Raw genomic sequence first — 19,674 nt, forward strand, 5'->3', positions numbered from 1 at the left:
GGCCCCTCAGGACCGGGTCTTCTTGATGCGCTTCTCGGACTTCCGCTGTGCCTTGGCGGCACGCTTCTGGGCCTTCTCGAAGCTCTTCTCGGTGTTGTTCGCGGCCTTCTTGGCGGCGCGGCGGGCGCGGTAGCCGACCGACGGCTTCCCCTCCGTGTCGACGGCGGCCAGCAGCAGCCCGCCGAGGAGGCCGGTGTTCTTCAGGAAGTTCGAGATCTGCCCGAACTGCTCGGTCGGGTCGTCGTGCTCCCAGAAGCGGTGCCCGGCCAGCGTGGTCGGCACGATGGACGCCGACAGGACCAGGGCGGTCAGCCGGGGCATCTTGCCCAGTGCGAACAGCGAGCCCGCGGCCACCTTGACGGCGGCATCGGCCTGCACCCACTGCTGGACGTCGCGCGGCACCTGCACGGGCAGCTGCTTGTCGGCCGTCTCCGCGATCTTCTCGACGACCGGGGCGGCCCCGGGTACGCGGTCCTCTGGCTTGCGCAGGGTGCTGATGCCGCCGTAGATGAACGGGGCGGCGAGCAATGGCCGGGCGATCCGGCGGACCAGCATGGTTGTCCTCTTTCCCTCGGTTACCGGTGATGAGTCGAGGCGTGCACTGCCCGGAAGATCGTCCGGGCAACCCAGGCGGTACTCGACTGACCGTAGCGACCGGGTCCGGCAGCCGTCCGCCGGGCGTCTCCCGCCTCGGGGTGAAACGTGCTCCCCGGCCTGGCGAGCGGGCCGCACGGGTGGGAACGTGACGCCCCATGGGTCAGGACGGCGGCGCGCAGTGGCCCGTGGCGCCGGCCACGGGGCTGCCGGAACCGCCCCGGCCGACCATCGACGCGCTCACGGGACTGCGCATCCTCGCGGCCGTCTGGGTGGTCCTCTTCCACCTCCGGTCCACCGACGTGATGCCGGGGCTCTTGCCCGCCTCCGAACGGCTCGCCTGGTTCGTCGGGGGCGGCTACGTCGGGGTAGACCTGTTCTTCACCCTCAGCGGCTTCGTCATCGCCTACAACTACCTCGACGGTTTCCAGCGCCTGAGCGGCCGGGCGTATGTGCGCTTCCTCTACCTGCGTCTGGCGCGCATCTACCCGCTGCACCTCGCCACCCTGCTCGCCGTGCTGCTGCTCGTCGTCGTGGCCCGGGTGATCCACGTCGCGCTGTCGGACGAGAGCGCGTTCGGGGTGGGCAGCTTCGTGGCCAACGTCTTCCTCGTCCACGCCTGGGGCGGTGAGGAGACGTCGTGGAACTACCCCGCGTGGTCGATCAGCGCCGAGTGGTTCGCCTACCTGCTCTTCCCGCTCATCGCCGTGGCCTTCGCCCGGTTCGGCGTGCGGACCGCCGCCCGCGCGGCGGTCGGCGTCCTGGTCACGCTCGCGCTGGGCCTTCCGCTGATCGATGCGACCGCGGACAGCGAGGGGATCCCGTTGGTGCGGGTCTCGGTCGAATTCCTCGCCGGCTGCTTCCTGTTCGTGCTGCACCGGCACAGTCGCCGACGCGGCGGCCTGCACGCCTGGCTGCTGCCCGTGGCGTTCCTGCTGGTGGGAGTGCTCACATGGTGGTCGGACGCCCGCACGATGGTCGTCGCGCCGGCCCTGGTCCTCGTCGTCTGGAGCGCCAGCCTCGCGTCCGGCCCCGTGGCGGCCTGGCTGGCCTCCCGGCCGATGGTCTTCGCGGGGCAGGTGTCGTTCGCCCTCTACATGACCCACGCCATCGTGCTCCTGGTGCTGAAGAACCTCGTTCCACCCGAGGCCTTCGCCGGCACACCGCTCGTCGTCCGGTGCTCGGTGCTGGCCGGGTACTGCGTGGTGATGGCCGTGACCGCGGTGGCCGCGTACCTGGTGGTCGAGCGGCCGAGCCAGGCGTGGATGCGTCGACGCCTCGCCCGGTCCGCCGGCTGACCCCGACCGCGGTCCTTTCGAAGGCGGTTCAGCCGGTGCGGGCGCAGTACACGGTGAGCGGCGCCCGCTTGCTGAACAGGAACTCCGCCGACCGATCGCCCATCTCGCCGTCGTAGGCCACCTGGCGCAGCCCCGAGCGGGACTCGACGGTGACCTCGGTCGCGGTGAAGTGCCCGTAGCTGCCGGTGTGCTCGCTGACCCCGAGCAGGGTGGCGAGCACGGCGCGGGTCCGGCCGAATCGCAGGTCGGCGCGCAGGTACTGGACGTCGAGCAGCCCGTCCTCCAGCCGCGGCCGCCAGGCGGGGGACAGGCCGCGCGGGGTGTAGAGGCAGTTGCCGACGAAGATGATCCAGACCGACAGCGGGCGGCCGTTCACGACCAGCTCCACCGGTGACTGCCGCCGCAGCGTCTGCGCCACGGCGACCGTCAGTGCCAGCCACTTCCCGAGGCGGCCAGACAGGTGGTCGCGGCGGCGCACCATCTCGGGGTAGGCGCCGATGCTCGAGGTGTTGAGGAACGGCGTCCCGTTGACGTCGGCGACGTCGACCTTCACCGCCTGGCCGGAGACGACGGCCTCGGCGGTGTCGTGCGGCGTCTCCAGCCCGACGTCCCGGGCGAAGTGGTTGAGCGTGCCGGCCGCGATGACGGCCAGGGGCAGCCCGTGCTCGATGGCCACCGCCGCGGCCGCGGCGACGCTGCCGTCGCCGCCCGCGACGCCCAGCGCCTTCGCGCGGCCGGACGACGCCGCCTCGCCGAGGAGATCGGCGACCCCGGCGTCCTCCGTCATCTCGAGCACCTCCGCGCGCGGCAGGATGCGGCGGATGTCGGCGGCCGGGTCGTAGTCGTCGGGGCCCGATCGGGGGTTCACCGCCACGACCAGGCCGGCACCCCCGGGCAGGGCCGGGGCCTCGGCGGTGTCGCGCACCCGCGCGGGATCCCGCGGGCGCACCCGCCACCAGTGCTGCGTGGCGGCGGCCACCGCGGTGCCCACCGCGAGCCCGGCGACGACGTCGCCCGGATAGTGCACGCCGACGTGCACGCGGGAGTAGCCGACACCGAGCGCGAGCGGCACCACCGCGGCGCCGGCCAGCGGGCTCTCCATGGCCACGCCGGTCGCGAACGCCGCGGCCGAGGACGAGTGCCCGCTGGGGAAGGACAGGGTGACGGGGGAGCGGCGGAGCTTGCGATCCGTGCGCAGGTTCTCGAAGTCGGGCCGGACGCGGCCGAAGACCCGCTTGAGGACGACGTTCACCACGGCGCTGGAGAAGAGCATCGACCCGACGCCCCGGATCGCCCCCCGGCGCAGGGGGCCCTTGCGGGCGCCGAGCACCGCGGCGATCAGCAGCCAGAGCCGGCCGTGGTTGGCGGCGGTGGAGATCCGGCGCAGCCAGCGGTCGGCGGGGGTGGTGGGCAGACCGCCGACCCAGGCGTGCAGTCGTCGGTCGAGCTGCCGGGGGGAGGCCACGCCGCGGACGCTAGCCGACGGGGCCCCTGACGATCAGGTCACCTGATCACCGTGGGCCGGGCTTCAGGTCTTCTGGCGGGCGCGGTAGGCGGCGACGGTCGAGCGGCTGGCGCAGGTGTTGGAGCAGTACCGGCGGCTGGCGTTGCGCGAGGTGTCCACGTAGACGTCGTCGCAGTTCTCCGCCGAGCAGACGCCCAGCCGCTGCCAGCCGTGCTGGACGACGACCTGCGACAGCCCCATCGCCACAGTCGTCGTCAGCTGCTCGAGCACCGGCGCGTCCGGGCGCGCGTAGTGCAGGTGCAGCTCCCCGTCGTGGTCGGTGGCGTAGGGCCGGGGCCGGGCGATGGCCAGCAGCTGGTTGAGCCGGGCGAGGACGTCGTCCTGCGTCTCCGCCAGCGCGACGGCGCGGACGATCTCGGCGGTGGCGCCGGCCTTGTGCGTCTCGCCGGGCGACAGCTCCAGCGGCGTCCCGGGCGTGAACCAGTCGTCGTGGGAGGCGAGGAACCGGCGCGCCCACTCCGGGTCGCTGCGGTCGGCGTTGGCCAGTTCGATGGCCAGCTCGACCGCCGTCGACCCGTAGGTGTCGTAATCCATGTGACTCCCTACCCCTGGGTGATAGCCTCGGGACGTTGTAGGGGGTTAACTCCGTTAGACCCCCTACAGATTCCTTCCCTGCAAGTGTGAAACGAGTGCAGTCGTGCGTGCCTACCTGTCCGTGTGGCGGCTTCCCTCCGCCCCGGTCCTCCTCCTTGCCGGCTTCGCCGGTCGTCTGCCGTCGGCCATGGTGCCGCTCGCGCTCCTGCTGATGGTGCAGCAGCAGACCGGTTCCTACGCGGTTGCAGGGCTGGCCTCAGCCACATTGGGTATCGCCTCCGCCGTCATGGCCCCGATCCTGGGCCGGCTGGCCGACCGGCGGGGTCCGCGTCCGATCCTCTTCACGCAGGCGGCCGTGTACCCGCTGCTGCTGGCGCTGCTCATCGCCGTCGTCCTGGGCGGTGCGGCCGATCTCGTCGTGATCGCGGCCGCGGCGCTGGCCGGCATGGCCACGCCGCTGGTGTCGGGCACCGTCCGCGCCCTCTGGTCGCGGGTCGACGTCCGGGTGCGCCCCACCGCCTACGCCCTCGACGCCACCGCCACCGAGCTGGTCTTCGTCGTGGGTCCGTCGCTGGTGGCCGCCCTCGCCGTGTTCGTCTCGCCTGCCGCGGGTGTGGGCCTCGCCGGCGTCCTCGGCATCCTCGGCGCCCTGGGCATCGCGACGTCCGCGGCGACCCGTGCCTACGAGCCCGTGGTCGGCGCCCGCGCCGGGCTGTTCTCCACCGTGCTCACCCCCGGCATGCCGCGCCTGCTGCTCAGCGGTGCCGCGCTCATGCTCGGCTTCGGCGCGCTCGAGGTGGCCATCCCGGCGTTCGCGGACTCCACCGGGTCGCCCGGCCTGTCCGGCCTGCTGCTGGCGCTGTGGGCGCTCGGCTCGGTCGTCGGCGGCCTGTGGTTCGGCGCCCGCGTGCTGAGCAGCTCGCTGCCCCGGCAGTACCGCCTGCTGCTGCTCGGCGTGACCATCGGCCTCGCCCCGCTGGCCTGGATCTCCAGCCCCTGGGCGCTCGGCGTGCTGCTCTTCCTGGGTGGGACGGCGATCGCGCCCACGCTGACGGTGCAGAACACGCTGGTCGGCTCGATGGCGCCGGTGCACGCCACGACCGAGGCCTTCACCTGGCTGTCGACCATCACCGTCGGCGCCTCGGCCATCGGCGCGGCCCTGGGCGGTGCGCTCATCGAGGGGTCGTCCGGCGTGCCGGGGAGCCTGGTGCTCGCGACCGCGGGCGCGGCGCTCGCCGTCGTCGTCACCCTGGTGCCCGGCCGCCGCCCGTCGGTGCCGGCCGCCGCACGGGAGTCCGTGCCCGCCTGACCCGCGACGAGATCTGCACACTCGCCCCCATCAGCGCCCTGACCAGGGCGAGTGTGCAGATCTCGCCGGGCGGCCGGACCCGGGCTGGGAGGCGTCTCCGGGCCGCTGGTAGTCTTCCTCCTCGGTGGTTCCGAGGAACTCGGACCCCGGGAGGCTTCGCCTAGTCCGGTCTATGGCGCCGCACTGCTAATGCGGTTTGGGTTAATCCCCATCCCGGGTTCAAATCCCGGAGCCTCCGCGCACGACAACTGAACACAGGCACCCGTAGCTCAACGGATAGAGCATCTGACTACGGATCAGAAGGTTAGGGGTTCGAATCCCTTCGGGTGCACGTCTGGTTGAGACACCGATCTGCCGCGCCATCCCCGACGGGGGAGGGCGCGGCAGATTCGTTTCCGGGGATGCCCCGAGCGCTGAACCAGGGACCGCTCCGGGTCCTCCCTGATGTCCCTGCCCCGGGCCGGCCGCCAGGCTCCTCGGCGGGCAGCGGTGGCCCTCCGACCTGCGGGTTCGGGCTGGCCCGACCATCGATCGGCCAGCTGGCGGGATCGGTCGGGAGCCGCTGCCCCGCAAGAGTCGATGCGGCACATCACCCGGAGACAGAGGGGCACTCCCATGCAGACATCCCGCAACCTCGCCGCCCGCATGGGCAGGTGGAGCGCGCGACATCGGAAGACGGCGGTCTTCGGCTGGCTGGCGTTCGTCGCCCTGGCCGTCCTCGCCTCGGTACTGGTTCCCCAGGCCCAGCTCGAGGACGGCGAGGAGCTGGTCGGCGCACCCGCCCAGGCCCAGGTGATCCTCGAGGAGAACGGCTGGGAGGACCCGGCGTCGGAGATGGTCCTGGTGCAGCGCGCGGACGACGTCAGCGACGCGACCGCCACGGCGGCGCTCACCGACCTGGTTGCCACCCTGGAGGACACCCCGGAGGTGGCGAACGTGGTCAGCCCGCTGGCCGGCGCCCCGCTCGTCTCCGCCGACGGCCGGTCCGCGCTGGTGACCTTCGACATCCGCGGCTCGCCGGACGACGCCGACGAGCGGATCGGCGCCATCCAGGCCACCGTCGGCGAGGTGGCCGACCGGCACGGCGACGTCCGCGTGGAGCAGTTCGGCGGCACCAGCGCCGACCTCGCCCTCGACGAGGCGCTCGACTCCGACTTCCAGCAGGCCGAGCTGCTGTCGCTCCCGATCATCCTCGCGGTGCTGATGCTCACCTTCGGCGCGCTCGTCGCCGCGGTACTGCCCCTGGTGTTCGCGATCACCGCGTTCGTCGCCGCGTTCGGCCTGCTCAGCCTCACCAGCCAGCTCTGGCACGTCGACGGCACCACCCCGACGGTGATGCTGCTCATCGGCCTGGCCGTCGGCGTCGACTACTCGCTCTTCTACCTCAAGCGCGAACGCGAGGAGCGGGCCCGCGGGCTCTCCGCCGCGGACGCCCTGGAGGTCGCCGCGGCCACCTCGGGCCGCTCGGTGCTCATCTCCGGCATCACCGTGGTCGTCGCGATGGCCGGCATGTTCCTCACCGGGTTCGCCTCGTTCACCGCGGTCGGGGTGGGGACGATCCTCGTCGTCGCCACCTCGGTGCTCGGGTCGCTCACCGTCCTGCCCGCGCTGATGTCGTGGCTCGGCGACCGGGTGGAGAAGGGCCGGCTGCCGTTCATCGGCCGCCGCCGGGCGGCCGGTCCCGGGCGGTTCTGGCCCACGGTGCTGGGCGTCGTCCTCCGCCGGCCGCTGGTCGCGGCGCTCGTGTCCGCCGGCCTGCTGGTCGGGCTGGCCGTCCCCGCCGTCGGGCTGTCGCTGCGCAACAACGGGATCACCGACCTCCCGGGCGACCTCCCGGTGATCCAGACCTACGAGCGGATCGCCGAGGCGTTCCCGGGCGGGTCCGACCCCGCGCAGGTCGTGCTCGAGGCCGACGACGTCACCGCGCCCGCCGTGCAGGCGGCGATCGCCGACCTGCGGAGGACGGCGCTGGCCACCGGCGACATGTTCGAGCCGATCGGCGTCGAGACGAACGAGGCGGGCACCGTCGCCGTCGTCTCCGTGCCGCTGGTGGGCGACGGCGAGGAGCAGGCCTCCCGCGACGCGCTGGCCATGCTCATCGACGACGTCGTCCCCGCGACCGTGGGCCAGCTGGACGGCGTCACCGCGGTGGTCACCGGCAGCACCGCCTGGTCGGTGGCCTTCGAGGAGCTCCTGGCCGAGCGGACGCCGTGGGTGTTCGGGTTCGTGCTGGTGCTGGCCTTCCTGCTGCTGCTCGTGTCGTTCCGGTCAGTGGTGGTCGCGGTGACCGCCATCGTCCTGAACCTGCTGTCGGTGGCGGCGGCCTACGGCGCGATGGTGCTGGTCTTCCAGGAGGGCTGGGGCGCCGACCTCATCGGCCTGGAGTCCACCGGACCGATCGTGAACTGGATCCCGCTGTTCCTCTTCGTCATCCTGTTCGGCCTCTCGATGGACTACCACGTGTTCATCCTCAGCCGGATCCGCGAGGCGCGGGACCGCGGGCTCTCCACGCGGGAGGCGATCGCCTCGGGCATCACGTCGTCGGCCGGGGTTGTGACCAGCGCCGCGATGATCATGGTGTTCGTCTTCCTCTGCTTCGTGGGGCTGTCGATGACCTCGATGAAGCAGATCGGGCTGGGGCTGGCGCTCGCGGTGCTGCTCGACGCGACGCTGGTGCGGGCGGTGCTGCTGCCGGCGGTCATGCGGCTGCTGGGCGAGGCCAACTGGTACCTGCCGCGGTGGCTGGACTGGCTGCCGACGATGTCCCACGACGTCGGGCCGGACCGCCCGGCGGCCGTCGTCCCGGCGCAGGGCGGACGGCGGGCCGGGGACGACGTGCCGCAGCTGGTCGCCACCGACTGACCGCGCCGACGAGATCTGCACACTCGCCGTCATCGGGCCGCTGATGGGGGCGAGTGTGCAGATCTCGTCAGTGGGTGCCCCTGCGGGCCGCGCTGAGGTGGCCGCGGGTGGCGCGGCGCGCGGCCATCTGGATGCCCGGACGGAGGATGTGGGGGCGGGAGGCCGGGCCTGACGGTCTGGCCGCGTTGGTCGGTCTACCCAGCAGTGGATAGCCACTCTGTAGCCGGCTCTCCCGCCCCGCGATCACTGTGAGCCCGGTCACACCGATCCGTCAAGGTGACCCGGGAGTGTCGTTTCCGGCGCGCCGTCCCTGCCCCGGCGGCGCCAGGACGGGTCAGCCCACGCGCCGCAGGATGTCCGGTGAGAGCTGGTCCACGGCGGTGTGCCCGGTCAGGCCGAGGGTGAGGTCGAACTCCCCGAGGACGTCGCCGATCACCTGGCGCACACCCTCCTCGCCGCCCAGCGCCAGCCCCCAGGCGAACGGCCGGCCGAGCAGGACCGCCGTCGCGCCGAGCGCCACGGCGGTGAAGACGTCGGCGCCGGTGCGGATGCCGCTGTCCAGCAGCACCGGTGCCCGCCCGGCGACGGCGCCGAGCACCTCGGGCAGCGCGTCGAGCGCGGAGATGGAGCGGTCTACCTGCCGGCCGCCGTGGGTGCTGACGACGAGGCCGTCGACGCCCTCGTCGAGCGCGCGCCGGGCGTCGTCCGGGTGGAGGACGCCCTTGAGCAGGATCGGCAGCCGAGTCCGCGACCGCAGCCAGGCCAGGTCGTCCCAGGTGATGGAGGGCCGCGAGTAGATGCCGAGGAACGTCTCGACGGCGGCCCGGGGGAGCGGCGACCTCAGGTTGTCGCGGAACGAGCCGGGCCACGCCTTCGCCATGCCGACGAGGGCGCGCACCGCGGCGGGGGTCGGCCGTGGCTGCTTGTCGCGCTCCGCCGAGGCGGCCGGGTCGGCGGGTGCCGGGGCGCCGGCCGAGGCGACCCGCTCCTCGACCAGCCGGCGGAACACCGGGTCCGACGTGTACTGCGCGATGCCCTTGCCCAGGGCGAACGGCAGGTGCCCGAGATCGAGGTCGCGGGGCCGCCAGCCGAGCATCGTCGTGTCGAGGGTGACCGCGATCGCGTCGCACCCGGCCGCCTCCGCCCGGCCGACCAGGCTCTCGACGAGCTCGTCGGACGTCGACCAGTACAGCTGGAACCAGCGGGGGGAGTCGCCCATGACCGCCGCGCACTCCTCCATGGAGTACGACGCCTGGTTGGAGAAGACCATGGGGACGCCGGTGGCCGCCGCGGCCCGCGCGACCGCGAGGTCGGCCTCGTCGTGCACCAGCTCCAGCGCCCCGACCGGGCCCAGCAGCAGCGGGGCCGGGAGGCGCCGGCCGAAGAGCTCGATCGAGGTGTCCCGGTTGCTGACGTCCCGGAGCACCCGGGGGACGACCGCCCACCGGTCGAAGGCGGCCCGGTTGGCCCGCTGCGTGACCTCGTCGCCCGCGCCGCCGGCCACGTAGGCGTAGGCGCGCGCGTTCAGCGCCTTCTTCGCCGCCTCCTGCAGCCTGCGCGCCCCGACCGGCACCCGGGGTGAACGGCCGTACACCCCGGCCCGGTAGACCTCGTTCTGCCGACGGCGGCCCACGCCTGGTTCGTCCACGCGGCCACCGTAGTGACCCGGCTCTCACCCGCCGGTTGCGAGGTCCTCCGCCCTGGACTGGACTGGCTGCGACACCCGGGAGGCAGCGTGGCCGAGGAGACCGAACGACTGGGTGAGGACGTCGATCCGCGCCCCGCCGCGGACCAGCAGCAGACCCGCCGGTGGCGCCTGGTCGGCCCCGGCATCGTCGTCGCGGCCACCGCGGTGGGCGCCGGCGACCTCGTCGCCACCCTCATCGCCGGCTCGCGGTTCGGGTACGCGCTCCTCTGGGCGGTCGTGCTGGGCGTCGCCGTCAAGATCGCGCTGGCCGAGGCGACCGGGCGCTGGCACCTCGCCACGGGCTCCACGATCTTCGTCGGCTGGCGGTCGCTGGGCGCCTGGACGTCGGTCTACTTCGCCGTCTACGTGGCGATCTGGGGGTTCGTCTACGGCGCGACGGCGATGACGTCGTCGGCGCTGCCCCTGGCCGCGCTCTTCCCCGTGCTGCCACTGGAGGCGTGGGCGATCCTCTCCGGCCTCGTCGGGCTGGCGTTCGTGTGGTTCGGCAACTACCGGGTGTTCGAGAAGGTCATGACCGCCCTGATCGGCGTCATGTTCGTGATCGTCGTGGGCCTGGCGGTGCTCGTCGTCCCCGATCTCGGCGCCACCCTCTCCGGCCTGGTGCCGCGGCTGCCGGAGGGGTCGGCCGTCTACACCCTGGGCCTGGTCGGCGGGGTGGGCGGAACCATCACCATGGCGGCCTACGGCTACTGGGTGAACGCCAAGGGCTGGCGCGACGCGTCGTGGATGCGCGTGATGCGCCTGGACAACCGGGTCGCCTACATCACCACCGGCGTCTTCGTCGTCGCCATGCTCATCGTCGGCGCCGACCTGCTGTACCGGTCCGGCATCACGCTGACGGAGGGCGACCGCGGCCTGCTCGACCTCGACGAGATCCTGCGGGACCGCTTCGGGCGCGTCGTCTCCACGCTGTTCCTGGTCGGCTTCTGGGCGACGTCGTTCTCGTCGCTGCTCGGCGTCTGGCAGGGGGTGAGCCTGCTGTTCACCGACTTCGTGCGCACGCGGCGCGAGGCGCGCGGGCAGCTGAGCGAGGGGCCTGCCGAGCGCAGCCTGCCCTACCGCGGCTACGTCCTCTGGCTGACCTTCCCCCCGATGGTGCTGGTCTTCCTGGGGCAGCCCTTCGCGATCGTGGTGGCCTACGGCGCTCTGGGGGCCTTCTTCATGCCGTTCCTGGCGCTCACGCTCGTCTGGCTGCTCAACAGCAGCCGCACACCCGAGCAGTGGCGCAACGGCTGGCTCTCCAACGGGCTGCTCGTCGCGGCGGCCCTGCTCTTCGTGGTGCTGTGCGTCAACGAACTGGTCGGCCTGGGCAGCTGAACCCGGGGTTCTTCCCGACACGCCGCACGACACGCTCGAACTGCCGAGTAACGGGCTGGCAACGAAGCGTCACATCCGTCATAGTTCGAGCGAAGTTGCACCACGCTTGGGGGAGCACGTATCAGGACCACCCAGTGGCCCGTCGCGGAGAACCGCGCGACGTCCGCCCGCCACGTCCGACCGGCCGCATCGGCCGGAGTGCTCTCGAGCCTCGTGCTCCTCCTCCTCGGTGCCGCGCTGGCCTCGGCGGCTCCCGCCGCCGCGATCGACGACCCCACCCGTCCCGACGCGCGGGTGACCCACGGCCCGAGCTGCCGCCCGGGCGGGCTGGTGGTCGAGGTGGTCGCCGGCACGGTCCCCTACGCCGTCCGGCTGGCGACCACGCGCACCCCGGCCGGCGAGGACGAGGCGCAGCTGGCCCCGGGGGAGACCGTGGTGCTCCGCACCGGTGACGTCGCCTGGGGCGAGACGATCGACGGGCGGCTGGAGTTCACCGCGGGCGACGGCTCGGGCACGGCCTTCACCGACGAGCTCGAGGAGTACAGCTTCACCCGGCCCACCCGCGAGGACTGCGACGCGGTGGCCCAGCCGACGAACCCCGACCCGACCCCGCCCCCCTCGGCGGCCCCCACCGCCGCGCCGACGGAGACCCCGGACGCGGGGTCCGACTCCGGCCCGGGCGCCGACCCGACCCCGGGCACGCCGTCGCCGACACCGACGCCGTCGGCGGAACCGCGCCCGTCGGGGTCGGTGTCCCCCTCGCCCGCGGACCGGAGCAGCGAGGCGCCCGTCCGTGCGGTCAGTCCCGGGGGGACCGTCACCGTCTCCGCCGGTGGCTTCCTGCCCGGCGAAGAGGTCTCCATCCAGCTGCACGAGGGCGGCGAGGTCCTCGGCACCGCGACCGCCGGTCGCGACGGCCGGGTCGAGGCGGAGATCCGCATCCCCGACGGTGCCGCGGCCGGCCGGACGACCGTGAGCCTCGTCGGCGCGGAGTCGGCGGTGGTGGCCGACGTCGAACTGCGCATTGCCGGTGCCGACCGCGTGGTGGCCACCCAGGACTGGCGGGACCTCGTGCCGCTGACCAGCGCGGCCGTCGCCCTGGTGGGCACCGTCTCCACGCTGGTCTCCGTCCTGGGCCAGCGCGGATCGCGCCGGCGCTCTCCCATCAGGAGCGCCTGAGGCCGCCATCGGCGACGATGGAGCCGTGCCCCGCCCCGAGGACGCGCTCGCGCGCGGTGTCCCCCGGGACGCAGGCGCCGTCCCGGGGGCCGTGCCCCGCCCCGCCGAGACCTGGCTGCGCATCGTCCAGGTGCACGACCGGATCACCCGGCGGGTGGACTCCGCACTGCACCGGGAGCACGACCTGTCGCTCACCGGCTTCGAGGCGCTGCGCCGGCTCGCCGAGACACCCGGCGAGCGCGTCAGCATGGGGGACCTCGCCGAGGCCCTGGGCCTGTCCCGCGCCGGCGTCACCAGCACGGTGAACCGTCTCGTGGCCGACGGCCTGGTGCTGCGCGAGCGCGGCGACGGGGACCGGCGGTTGCTCCTGGCGCGGCTGACGCCGGCCGGCCGGTCGCGCGTCGAGCAGGCGGCGGGAACGCACGACGGCCTCGTCGCCCACCTGCTGAGCATGCTGGGGGACGACGCCCCCGTGGTCACCGACGCCCTCGCGCGGGTGTCGGCCGCCACCCGTTCACGGCGGTGACCGCAGCGGCGCCCGGAGCGTTCGGCGAAGCTTCAAGCCCGTAGTGTTTCTCGCCCAACTGGATCGGGCACGAGGCGATCATGTCGCCGGCGCTCGAACGGAGCAGCGTCGTGGTCCCGACCATCGGTCGGCCGTCGCTGGACGTGCTCCTCGATGCCCTGGCCGCCGCTCCCGGGCCGCGGCCGGCCGAGCTGATCGTGGTCGACGACCGGCCCACCGGTGAGCCGTTGCGCCCCGAGCGCCCGGGCCTGCCGCCGGTCCGGGTGGTGCGCACCGGGGGCGGTGGCCCGGCCCGCGCCCGCAACCTCGGCTGGCGCACCGCGCGCACGGAGTGGATCGCCTTCCTCGACGACGACGTCGTCCCCGACGCCGACTGGTACCAGCGCCTCGAGCACGACCTCGCCGACCTCCCGGCCGACGTGGCGGGCAGCCAGGGCCGGGTGCGCGTGCCGTTGCCCGACGACCGCCCGCCGACCGACTGGGAGCGCGGCACCGCGGGCCTGGCCACCAGCAGCTGGATCACCGCCGACCTCGCCTACCGCCGCGCCGCGCTGGCCGCGGTCGGCGGCTTCGACGAGCGCTTCCCCCGTGCCTTCCGCGAGGACTCCGACCTGGCGCTGCGGGTGATGGACACCGGCGCCCGCCTGGTGCGCGGCGAACGCTGGATCACCCACCCCGTCCGGCCCGCCGACCGCTGGATCAGCACCCGCGTGCAGGCCGGCAACGCCGACGACGTCCTGATGCGGCGGCTGCATGGACCCGACTGGCGCGACCGCGCCGACGCCGCGCTGGGCCGCCGTCCGCAGCACACCGCGGTGACGACGGCCGCGGTGGCGGCGCTCGGGTTCGCGGCCGCGGGACGACCGCGGGCAGCGGCGCTCGCGGCCGCCTGCTGGCTCGCCGGGACCGCCGAGTTCGCCTGGGCGCGGATCGCATCCGGACCGCGCACCCGCGACGAGGTGACCACGATGCTCCTCACCAGTGCCGCCATTCCCCCGCTGGCGACGTGGCACTGGCTCGCGGGCGTCGTGCGGCACCGCGGCGTGCGGGCCTGGCGCGGGCTGCCCGACCTCGTGCTGTTCGACCGGGACGGCACGCTGGTCCACGACGTGCCCTACAACGGCGACCCGCAGGAGGTGTGGCCGGTCGACGGCGCGAAGGAGGCGCTGGACCGGCTTCGCGCCCGGGGTGTCCGGGTGGGCGTGGTCAGCAACCAGTCCGGCGTCGCCCGTGGGCTGATCACCCGTGCCCAGGTCGAGGCCTGCATGGATCGGCTGGCCGAGCTGCTCGGCCCGTTCGACACGGTGCAGTACTGCCCGCACGGTCCCGAGGACGGCTGCACCTGCCGGAAGCCCGCGCCGGGCATGGTGAAGGCCGCCTGTGCCGAGCTCGACGTCGACCCGGCCCGCTGCGTCGTCATCGGCGACATCGGCGCCGACGTCGAGGCCGCGACGGCCGCGGGCGCGGTCGGCATGCTGGTGCCCACGTCGGTGACCCGGGACGAGGAGCTCGCCGCGAGCGACTGGGTGCTCGCGTCCGTGACCGAAGCGGTGGACGTGGTCCTGGACGGGCAGTGGTGAGGCCTGCCCGCACGGTGCTCGTCGCCCGGCTCGACAACGCCGGCGACGTCCTCCTGCAGGGACCGCTGGTCCGCGCCGTCGCCGCCGGCGCCGACCGCGTGGTGTTCCTCGCGGGTCCGGCGGGGGCGGACGCCGCCGGGCTGCTGCCCGGGGTGGACGAGGTCTGGACCTGGCGCTGCCCCTGGATCCTGGGCGACCCGCCGCCGGTCGACGCCGACGACCTCGCCGTCCTGACCGAACGCGTGCGCGCCCTCGCGCCGGACGAGGCCGTCGTCTCCACGTCGTTCCACCAGTCGCCGCTGCCGCTGGCGCTGCTGCTGCGCACCGCCGGGGTGCCCCGGATCGCCGCGATCAGCGTCGACTACCCCGGCACGCTGCTCGACGTCCGCCACCGGGTCGACGACGAGCTCCCCGAGCCCGAGCGCGCGCTCTCCCTGGCCCGGGCGGCCAGGTTCGAGCTCCCCGAGGGGGACGACGGCCGGCTCGCGGTCCGGCGTCCGCTGCCGGCCGTCGCGCACGAGCCCGGCTACGTCGTCCTCCATCCGGGCGCCTCCGTGCCCGCCCGGGCCTGGCCGGCGGATCGGTGCGCGGAGGCCGTCGAGGCGCTGACGGCGGCGGGCCACCGCGTGCTGGTCACCGGCGGTCCGGGGGAGCGGGCCCTGACCGCGGCGGTGGCCGGGTCCGCGGGCGTCGACCTCGGCGGGGCGACGTCGCTGCCGGAGATGGCGGCGCTGCTCGACGGTGCCGCGGCCGTCGTCGTCGGCAACACCGGCCCCGCACACCTGGCCGCCGCGGTCGGGACGCCCGTGGTCTCGCTGTTCGCGCCCGTCGTCCCGGCCGCGCGGTGGGCGCCGTACGGCGTGCCGACCGTCCTGCTCGGGGACCAGGACGCCCCGTGCCGCGACACCCGGGCCCGCGAGTGCCCGGTGCCCGGCCATCCCTGCCTGACCTCGGTGACCGCGGCGGACGTGGTCGCCGCGGTGGAGAAGCTGGTGACGTCGTGAAGGTCCTGATCTGGCACGTGCACGGCTCCTGGACGACGGCGTTCGTCCAGGGCGAGCACGAGTACCTGCTGCCCGTCACCCCCGGTCGGGACGGCGACGGCCTGGGCCGGGCCCGCACCTGGGACTGGCCCGCCGCCGCCCGGGAGGTGACACCCGAGGCCCTGCGGGACGAGCAGATCGACGTCGTCGTCCTCCAGCGGACCCGCGACCTCGAGCTGGTCCGGGAGTGGCTGGGGCGCGAGCCGGGCCGGGACCTGCCCGCGGTGTTCCTGGAGCACAACGCACCCGGGCTGGAGCCCGACGACGGTCCGGTCCCGCACACCCGGCACCCGCTGGCCGACCGCGACGACATCCCGATCGCGCACGTCACGCACTTCAACCGGCTCTTCTACGACAACGGCCGCGCCCCGACGACGGTCATCGAGCACGGCATCGTCGATCCGGGGGAGCGGTACACCGGCGAGCTCGCGCGCGCCGCCGTCGTCGTCAACGAGCCGGTCCGCCGGGGCCGCACCGTGGGGGCCGACCTGCTGCCCGGGCTGGCGGCGGCCGCGCCGGTCGACGTCTTCGGCATGGGGCTGCCGGGCCTGCACGAGACGTACGGCCTCGACCCCTCGCGCGTGAGCCTGTTCGACGACCCGCCGCAGTCGGCGATGCACGCCGAGCTGGCCCGCCGGCGCGTCTACGTGCACCCGGTGCGCTGGACCTCGCTCGGGCTCTCGCTGCTCGAGGCCATGCACCTGGGCATGCCGGTCGTCGGGCTCGCCACGACCGAGGCGGTGGAGGCCGTGCCCACCGAGGCGGGGGTGCTGTCCACCCGCCCGGAGCGGCTGTGGGAGGCGGTCCGGCACTTCGTGCGCGACGAGGACGCCGCCCGGCTGGCCGGGAAGGCCGCCCGCGCCGCCGCCCTCGAGCGCTACGGGCTCGACCGCTTCCTGCGCGACTGGGACGCGCTGCTGGAGGAGGTCACGCGATGAGGATCGACCTGGTCAGCGAGCACGCGAGTCCGCTCGCCGCCATCGGCGGCGTCGACGCCGGCGGGCAGAACGTGCACGTCGCAGCACTGGCCGCCGGCCTGGCCGAGCGCGGGCACGACGTCACCGTGCACACCCGCCGGGACGACGCGTCGCTGCCCGAGCGGGTGGTCGTGCAGGACGGCTACAACGTGGTGCACGTGACCGCCGGCCCGCCGGAGCCGCTGGCCAAGGACGAGCTGCTCCGGCACATGCCGGCCTTCGCCCGGGTCCTCCGGGACGGCTGGGCGGCCGCGCGGCCCGATGTCGTGCACGCGCACTTCTGGATGAGCGGCCTGGCGTCGGTCGAGGCCGCCGCCGGCCTGCTGTCCCCGGTGCCGGTGCTGCAGACGTTCCACGCCCTCGGCTCGGTCAAGCGCCGCCACCAGGGCGGGGCGGACACCTCGCCGGACGACCGGATCGACCTGGAGCGCGGGCTGTGCCGCGACGTGAGCCACGTGGTGGCCACCTGCTCCGACGAGGTCGTCGAGCTGCGCCGTCTCGGCCTGGCCACGGACCGCGTCTCGATCGTGCCCTGCGGCGTCGACACCGCGGTGTTCACGCCGCGCGGGCCGGTGGCTCCCCGCGGGGAGCGCGCGCGGCTGCTGGTCCTCGGCCGGCTGGTGGAGCGCAAGGGTCAGGACGACGCCGTCCGGGCCCTGCGCGCCGTCCCCGACGCCGAGCTCGTGGTGGTCGGCGGACCCCCGACCGACGCCGTCGACGGAGATCCGGAGGTGCGCCGGCTGCGGGCCATCGCCGCCGAGGCGGGGGTCGCCGACCGGCTGGTCTTCGCGGGCTCCGTGGCCCGGGCCGACGTGCCGGGGTGGATCCGCTCGGCCGACGTGGTCCTGGCCGTCCCCTGGTACGAGCCGTTCGGCATCACCCCGCTCGAGGCCATGGCCTGCGGCCGCCCCGTCGTCGCCACGGCCGTCGGCGGGCTGCAGGACAGCGTGGCCGACGGCGTCACCGGCGACCTCGTCCCCCCGCGCGACCCCGAGCGGCTCGGCGAGGTCCTCGCGGCGCTGCTCGCCGACGACGAGCGGCGTGCGGCCTACGGCGCGGCCGGGGTGCGCCGCGCGCGCAGCCGCTACCGCTGGAGCCGCGTCGTCGCGGACACCGAGACCGTCTACCGGCAGGTGCTCGCCCGCCGCACTCCCGTGGAGGCCACCCGATGAGCGTCACCCCGCACTCCTTCTTCGAGAACGTGGCGGCCCACGTCCCCTCGCCGGACACGTGCACGCACCTCACCGGGGCCGAACACGTCGCCTCGCTGACCGCCGCGATCGGCTCGCTGAACGGCCAGCTCGACGCCCTCGACCGCTGGGGCCGGCACCTGGCCGACGTGCTGTGCGGCTCGGGCCGCGGACGCCTGCTGGCCGCCGGGAACGGGGGCAGCGCCGCGCAGGCGCAGCACCTGACCGCGGAACTCGTCGGCAGGTACCGCGCCGACCGGCCCCCGTTCTCCGCCATCTGCCTGACCGCGGAGACCTCGTCGCTGACCGCGATCGCGAACGACTACCCGGCCGACGAGCTGTTCGCCCGCCAGGTGGAGGCCCACGGCCGCGCCGGTGACGTGCTGGTCCTGCTCTCCACCTCGGGACGCTCCCCGAACGCGGTGGCCGCCGCCCGCCGGGCCCGCGACTGCGGGATCACCGTGCTGGCGCTCACCGGACCGGCGCCCAACCCGTTGACGGCGGTCGCCGACGACGCCGTTTGCATCGACTCCCCGTGGACGGCGACCGTGCAGGAGTGCCACCTGGTCGCGTTGCACCTGGTGTGCGCCGCCTTCGACGCCGCGGTGCTGGCCGAGCCGTCGCGGGTGCCCAGCGGCCCGTCGCTCGGGAGCGCGTCATGAGCGGGCCGCTGGTCGTCGTCGGCGACGCGCTGCTCGACGTCGACCTGGTCGGGACGGCCTCTCGGCTGACCCCGGACGCTCCCGTCCCCGTGGTCGAGGACGTGGAGACCCGGGAGCGCCCCGGAGGTGCGGCCCTGGCCGCGGTGATCGCGGCCGCCGCCACGTCGCGCGAGGTGGTGCTGGTCGCCCCGATCGACACCGACGACGGCGCGCGGCGGCTCACCGCGCTGCTCGACGGCCGGGTGCGGCTGCTGCCCATCCCGGCCTCGGGTGGGACGGCGGTCAAGCAGCGGGTGCGGGTGGGGGACCACTCCGTCGTGCGGCTGGACAGCGGGGCGCCGGTGGCGACGCTGGGCGCGCTGCCGGACGAGGCCGCCGCGGCCATCCGCGACGCGGCGGCGGTGCTCGTCGCGGACTACGGCCGGGGCACCACGTCCGCGCCCGATGTCCGCGCGGCGCTGGCCGCCGCGGGCGGTCCGGTCGTGTGGGATCCGCACCCGCGGGGGGCCGACCCGGTGCCCAACGCCCGTCTGGTCACCCCCAACGGCGCCGAGGCGGCCCGGGTGGCGGGCGCCGTCACCGCCGCCGGGCAGGGCCTGGCCGCCGTGGGTGCACGGGCCGAGGCGCTCATCCGGACCTGGGGAGTGGGGGCGGTCGCCGTGACCCTGGGTGCCCGCGGCGCGCTGCTCTCCTACGGCGAGGGGGCGCCCATGGTGGTGCCGGCGGTCGCCGTCAGCGGAGGAGACGCCTGCGGTGCCGGTGACTCGTTCGCGGCGGCGGCAGCGCTCGCCCTGGCCGACGGCGCGGTGACCGGGGAAGCGGTGGCGGCGGCAGTGGCGGCCGCCTCGGCGTTCGTCGCGCGCGGTGGCGCCAGTGCCTGGGACAGCGACGCCCGGCCGGAGCCGGAGCCGGTCCCCGCCGGGTCGTCGGCCGACGCGCTGCTGGCGCGGGTGCGGGCCGCCGGGGGGACCGTGGTGGCGACCGGCGGCTGCTTCGACCTGCTGCACGCCGGGCACGTCGCCACGCTGCGGGCGGCCCGCGGGCTGGGGAACTGCCTGATCGTCTGCATCAACTCCGACGAGTCGGTGCGTCGCCTGAAGGGACCGACCCGGCCGCTGGTCAGCGCACCGGACCGCGCGCGGGTGCTGGAGGCGCTGGAGTTCGTGGACGCCGTCGTCGTCTTCGACGAGGACACCCCCACGGCGGTACTGGATCGACTGCGGCCCGACGTCTGGGCCAAGGGTGGCGACTACGCCGGTGCGGACCTGCCGGAGGCGGCCGTGCTGCGGACCTGGGGCGGGCAGGCCGTCGTGCTGCCCTACCTCGACGGGCACTCGACGACGGCGCTGGTCGAGCGCTCCCAAGTGTGA

The 19,674-nt window shown here is 74.6% G+C and carries 16 protein-coding genes and 2 tRNA genes; 14 read left to right on the forward strand and 4 right to left on the reverse strand.

Features of this window, described 5'->3' with window-relative positions:
• Positions 1 to 6: 6 nt before the first annotated feature.
• Complete coding sequence (locus CRP30_RS12595; protein ID WP_097184330.1) at positions 7 to 555, reverse strand: DoxX family protein; 549 nt, start codon at positions 553 to 555, stop codon at positions 7 to 9.
• A gap of 197 nt (positions 556 to 752) precedes the next feature.
• On the opposite strand from CRP30_RS12595, the gene CRP30_RS12600 reads away from it, so the two are divergent.
• Entirely contained in the window at positions 753 to 1,892 is a 1,140-nt protein-coding gene (locus tag CRP30_RS12600; protein WP_097184331.1) for an acyltransferase family protein, read from the forward strand.
• A 28-nt stretch (positions 1,893 to 1,920) separates the two neighbouring features.
• Here CRP30_RS12600 and CRP30_RS12605 read toward each other — a convergent pair whose 3' ends face one another.
• Together CRP30_RS12605 and CRP30_RS12610 are read right to left on the reverse strand one after the other, a co-directional pair.
• A complete protein-coding gene (locus CRP30_RS12605; RefSeq protein WP_097184332.1) occupies positions 1,921 to 3,357 on the reverse strand; it encodes a bifunctional phosphatase PAP2/diacylglycerol kinase family protein in 1,437 nt (478 codons plus the stop codon).
• A gap of 63 nt (positions 3,358 to 3,420) precedes the next feature.
• Positions 3,421 to 3,951, reverse strand: a complete 531-nt coding sequence (locus CRP30_RS12610) for a CGNR zinc finger domain-containing protein (RefSeq protein ID WP_097184333.1) — start codon at positions 3,949 to 3,951, stop codon at positions 3,421 to 3,423.
• Between the two features lie 103 nt (positions 3,952 to 4,054).
• Between CRP30_RS12610 and CRP30_RS12615 the strand changes: the two genes are divergently transcribed.
• The 4 genes from CRP30_RS12615 to CRP30_RS12630 all read left to right on the forward strand — a co-directional run bounded on the left by CRP30_RS12615 (position 4,055) and on the right by CRP30_RS12630 (position 8,122).
• On the forward strand, positions 4,055 to 5,260 hold the full coding sequence (locus tag CRP30_RS12615) for an MFS transporter (protein WP_097184334.1): 1,206 nt from the start codon (positions 4,055 to 4,057) through the stop codon (positions 5,258 to 5,260).
• A gap of 149 nt (positions 5,261 to 5,409) precedes the next feature.
• A tRNA-Ser gene (locus tag CRP30_RS12620) sits at positions 5,410 to 5,498 on the forward strand.
• A 20-nt stretch (positions 5,499 to 5,518) separates the two neighbouring features.
• Positions 5,519 to 5,591, forward strand: a tRNA-Arg gene (locus tag CRP30_RS12625).
• A gap of 284 nt (positions 5,592 to 5,875) precedes the next feature.
• Complete coding sequence (locus CRP30_RS12630) at positions 5,876 to 8,122, forward strand: MMPL family transporter (protein WP_097184335.1); 2,247 nt, start codon at positions 5,876 to 5,878, stop codon at positions 8,120 to 8,122.
• Between the two features lie 334 nt (positions 8,123 to 8,456).
• Here the strand turns inward: CRP30_RS12630 and CRP30_RS12635 are convergent, their stop codons facing one another.
• Positions 8,457 to 9,770, reverse strand: a complete 1,314-nt coding sequence (locus CRP30_RS12635; RefSeq protein WP_097184336.1) for an alpha-hydroxy-acid oxidizing protein — start codon at positions 9,768 to 9,770, stop codon at positions 8,457 to 8,459.
• Between the two features lie 87 nt (positions 9,771 to 9,857).
• Between CRP30_RS12635 and CRP30_RS12640 the strand changes: the two genes are divergently transcribed.
• The 9 genes from CRP30_RS12640 (at position 9,858) to rfaE2 (ending at position 19,674) form a co-directional block, all read left to right on the forward strand.
• Positions 9,858 to 11,147: an Nramp family divalent metal transporter gene (locus CRP30_RS12640; protein WP_097184337.1), complete on the forward strand. Its 1,290-nt coding sequence runs from the start codon at positions 9,858 to 9,860 to the stop codon at positions 11,145 to 11,147.
• A 213-nt stretch (positions 11,148 to 11,360) separates the two neighbouring features.
• Positions 11,361 to 12,326 (forward strand): hypothetical protein, encoded by a 966-nt coding sequence (locus CRP30_RS12645; RefSeq protein ID WP_143278463.1) that lies wholly within the window; start codon positions 11,361 to 11,363, stop codon positions 12,324 to 12,326.
• 25 nt (positions 12,327 to 12,351) lie between these two features.
• Positions 12,352 to 12,852 (forward strand): MarR family winged helix-turn-helix transcriptional regulator, encoded by a 501-nt coding sequence (locus tag CRP30_RS12650; RefSeq protein WP_097184339.1) that lies wholly within the window; start codon positions 12,352 to 12,354, stop codon positions 12,850 to 12,852.
• A gap of 110 nt (positions 12,853 to 12,962) precedes the next feature.
• Positions 12,963 to 14,432, forward strand: coding sequence for an HAD-IIIA family hydrolase (locus CRP30_RS12655; RefSeq protein WP_235003362.1), 1,470 nt, complete (start codon positions 12,963 to 12,965; stop codon positions 14,430 to 14,432).
• Positions 14,429 to 15,436: a glycosyltransferase family 9 protein gene (locus CRP30_RS12660; protein WP_235003363.1), complete on the forward strand. Its 1,008-nt coding sequence runs from the start codon at positions 14,429 to 14,431 to the stop codon at positions 15,434 to 15,436. Before CRP30_RS12655 ends, CRP30_RS12660 begins: the two co-directional genes overlap by 4 nt.
• Positions 15,433 to 16,413: a glycosyltransferase gene (locus CRP30_RS12665; protein WP_097184341.1), complete on the forward strand. Its 981-nt coding sequence runs from the start codon at positions 15,433 to 15,435 to the stop codon at positions 16,411 to 16,413. Before CRP30_RS12660 ends, CRP30_RS12665 begins: the two co-directional genes overlap by 4 nt.
• Complete coding sequence (locus CRP30_RS12670; protein ID WP_097184342.1) at positions 16,410 to 17,624, forward strand: glycosyltransferase; 1,215 nt, start codon at positions 16,410 to 16,412, stop codon at positions 17,622 to 17,624. The genes CRP30_RS12665 and CRP30_RS12670 overlap by 4 nt, the downstream gene beginning before the upstream one ends.
• The gene (locus CRP30_RS12675; RefSeq protein WP_097184343.1) at positions 17,621 to 18,304 is read left to right on the forward strand and encodes a D-sedoheptulose-7-phosphate isomerase; all 684 of its coding nucleotides are present in this window, start codon (positions 17,621 to 17,623) and stop codon (positions 18,302 to 18,304) included. The genes CRP30_RS12670 and CRP30_RS12675 overlap by 4 nt, the downstream gene beginning before the upstream one ends.
• Positions 18,301 to 19,674 (forward strand): D-glycero-beta-D-manno-heptose 1-phosphate adenylyltransferase, encoded by a 1,374-nt coding sequence (gene rfaE2, locus CRP30_RS12680; protein ID WP_097184344.1) that lies wholly within the window; start codon positions 18,301 to 18,303, stop codon positions 19,672 to 19,674. Before CRP30_RS12675 ends, rfaE2 begins: the two co-directional genes overlap by 4 nt.

The sequence above is a fragment of the Blastococcus haudaquaticus genome (assembly GCF_900230285.1).
In the GTDB taxonomy this organism is placed as follows: Bacteria; Actinomycetota; Actinomycetes; order Mycobacteriales; family Geodermatophilaceae; genus Blastococcus_B; species Blastococcus_B haudaquaticus.

Excerpts from the sequence above, each read along its gene's own strand:
- CRP30_RS12595 (WP_097184330.1), bottom strand. The coding sequence starts at position 555 with ATGCTGGTCCGCCGGATCGCCCGGCCATTGCTCGCCGCCCCGTTCATC.
- CRP30_RS12600 (WP_097184331.1), top strand. The coding sequence starts at position 753 with ATGGGTCAGGACGGCGGCGCGCAGTGGCCCGTGGCGCCGGCCACGGGG.
- CRP30_RS12610 (WP_097184333.1), bottom strand. The coding sequence starts at position 3,951 with ATGGATTACGACACCTACGGGTCGACGGCGGTCGAGCTGGCCATCGAA.
- CRP30_RS12630 (WP_097184335.1), top strand. The coding sequence starts at position 5,876 with ATGCAGACATCCCGCAACCTCGCCGCCCGCATGGGCAGGTGGAGCGCG.
- CRP30_RS12670 (WP_097184342.1), top strand. The coding sequence starts at position 16,410 with ATGAGGATCGACCTGGTCAGCGAGCACGCGAGTCCGCTCGCCGCCATC.
- CRP30_RS12675 (WP_097184343.1), top strand. The coding sequence starts at position 17,621 with ATGAGCGTCACCCCGCACTCCTTCTTCGAGAACGTGGCGGCCCACGTC.
- rfaE2 (WP_097184344.1), top strand. The coding sequence starts at position 18,301 with ATGAGCGGGCCGCTGGTCGTCGTCGGCGACGCGCTGCTCGACGTCGAC.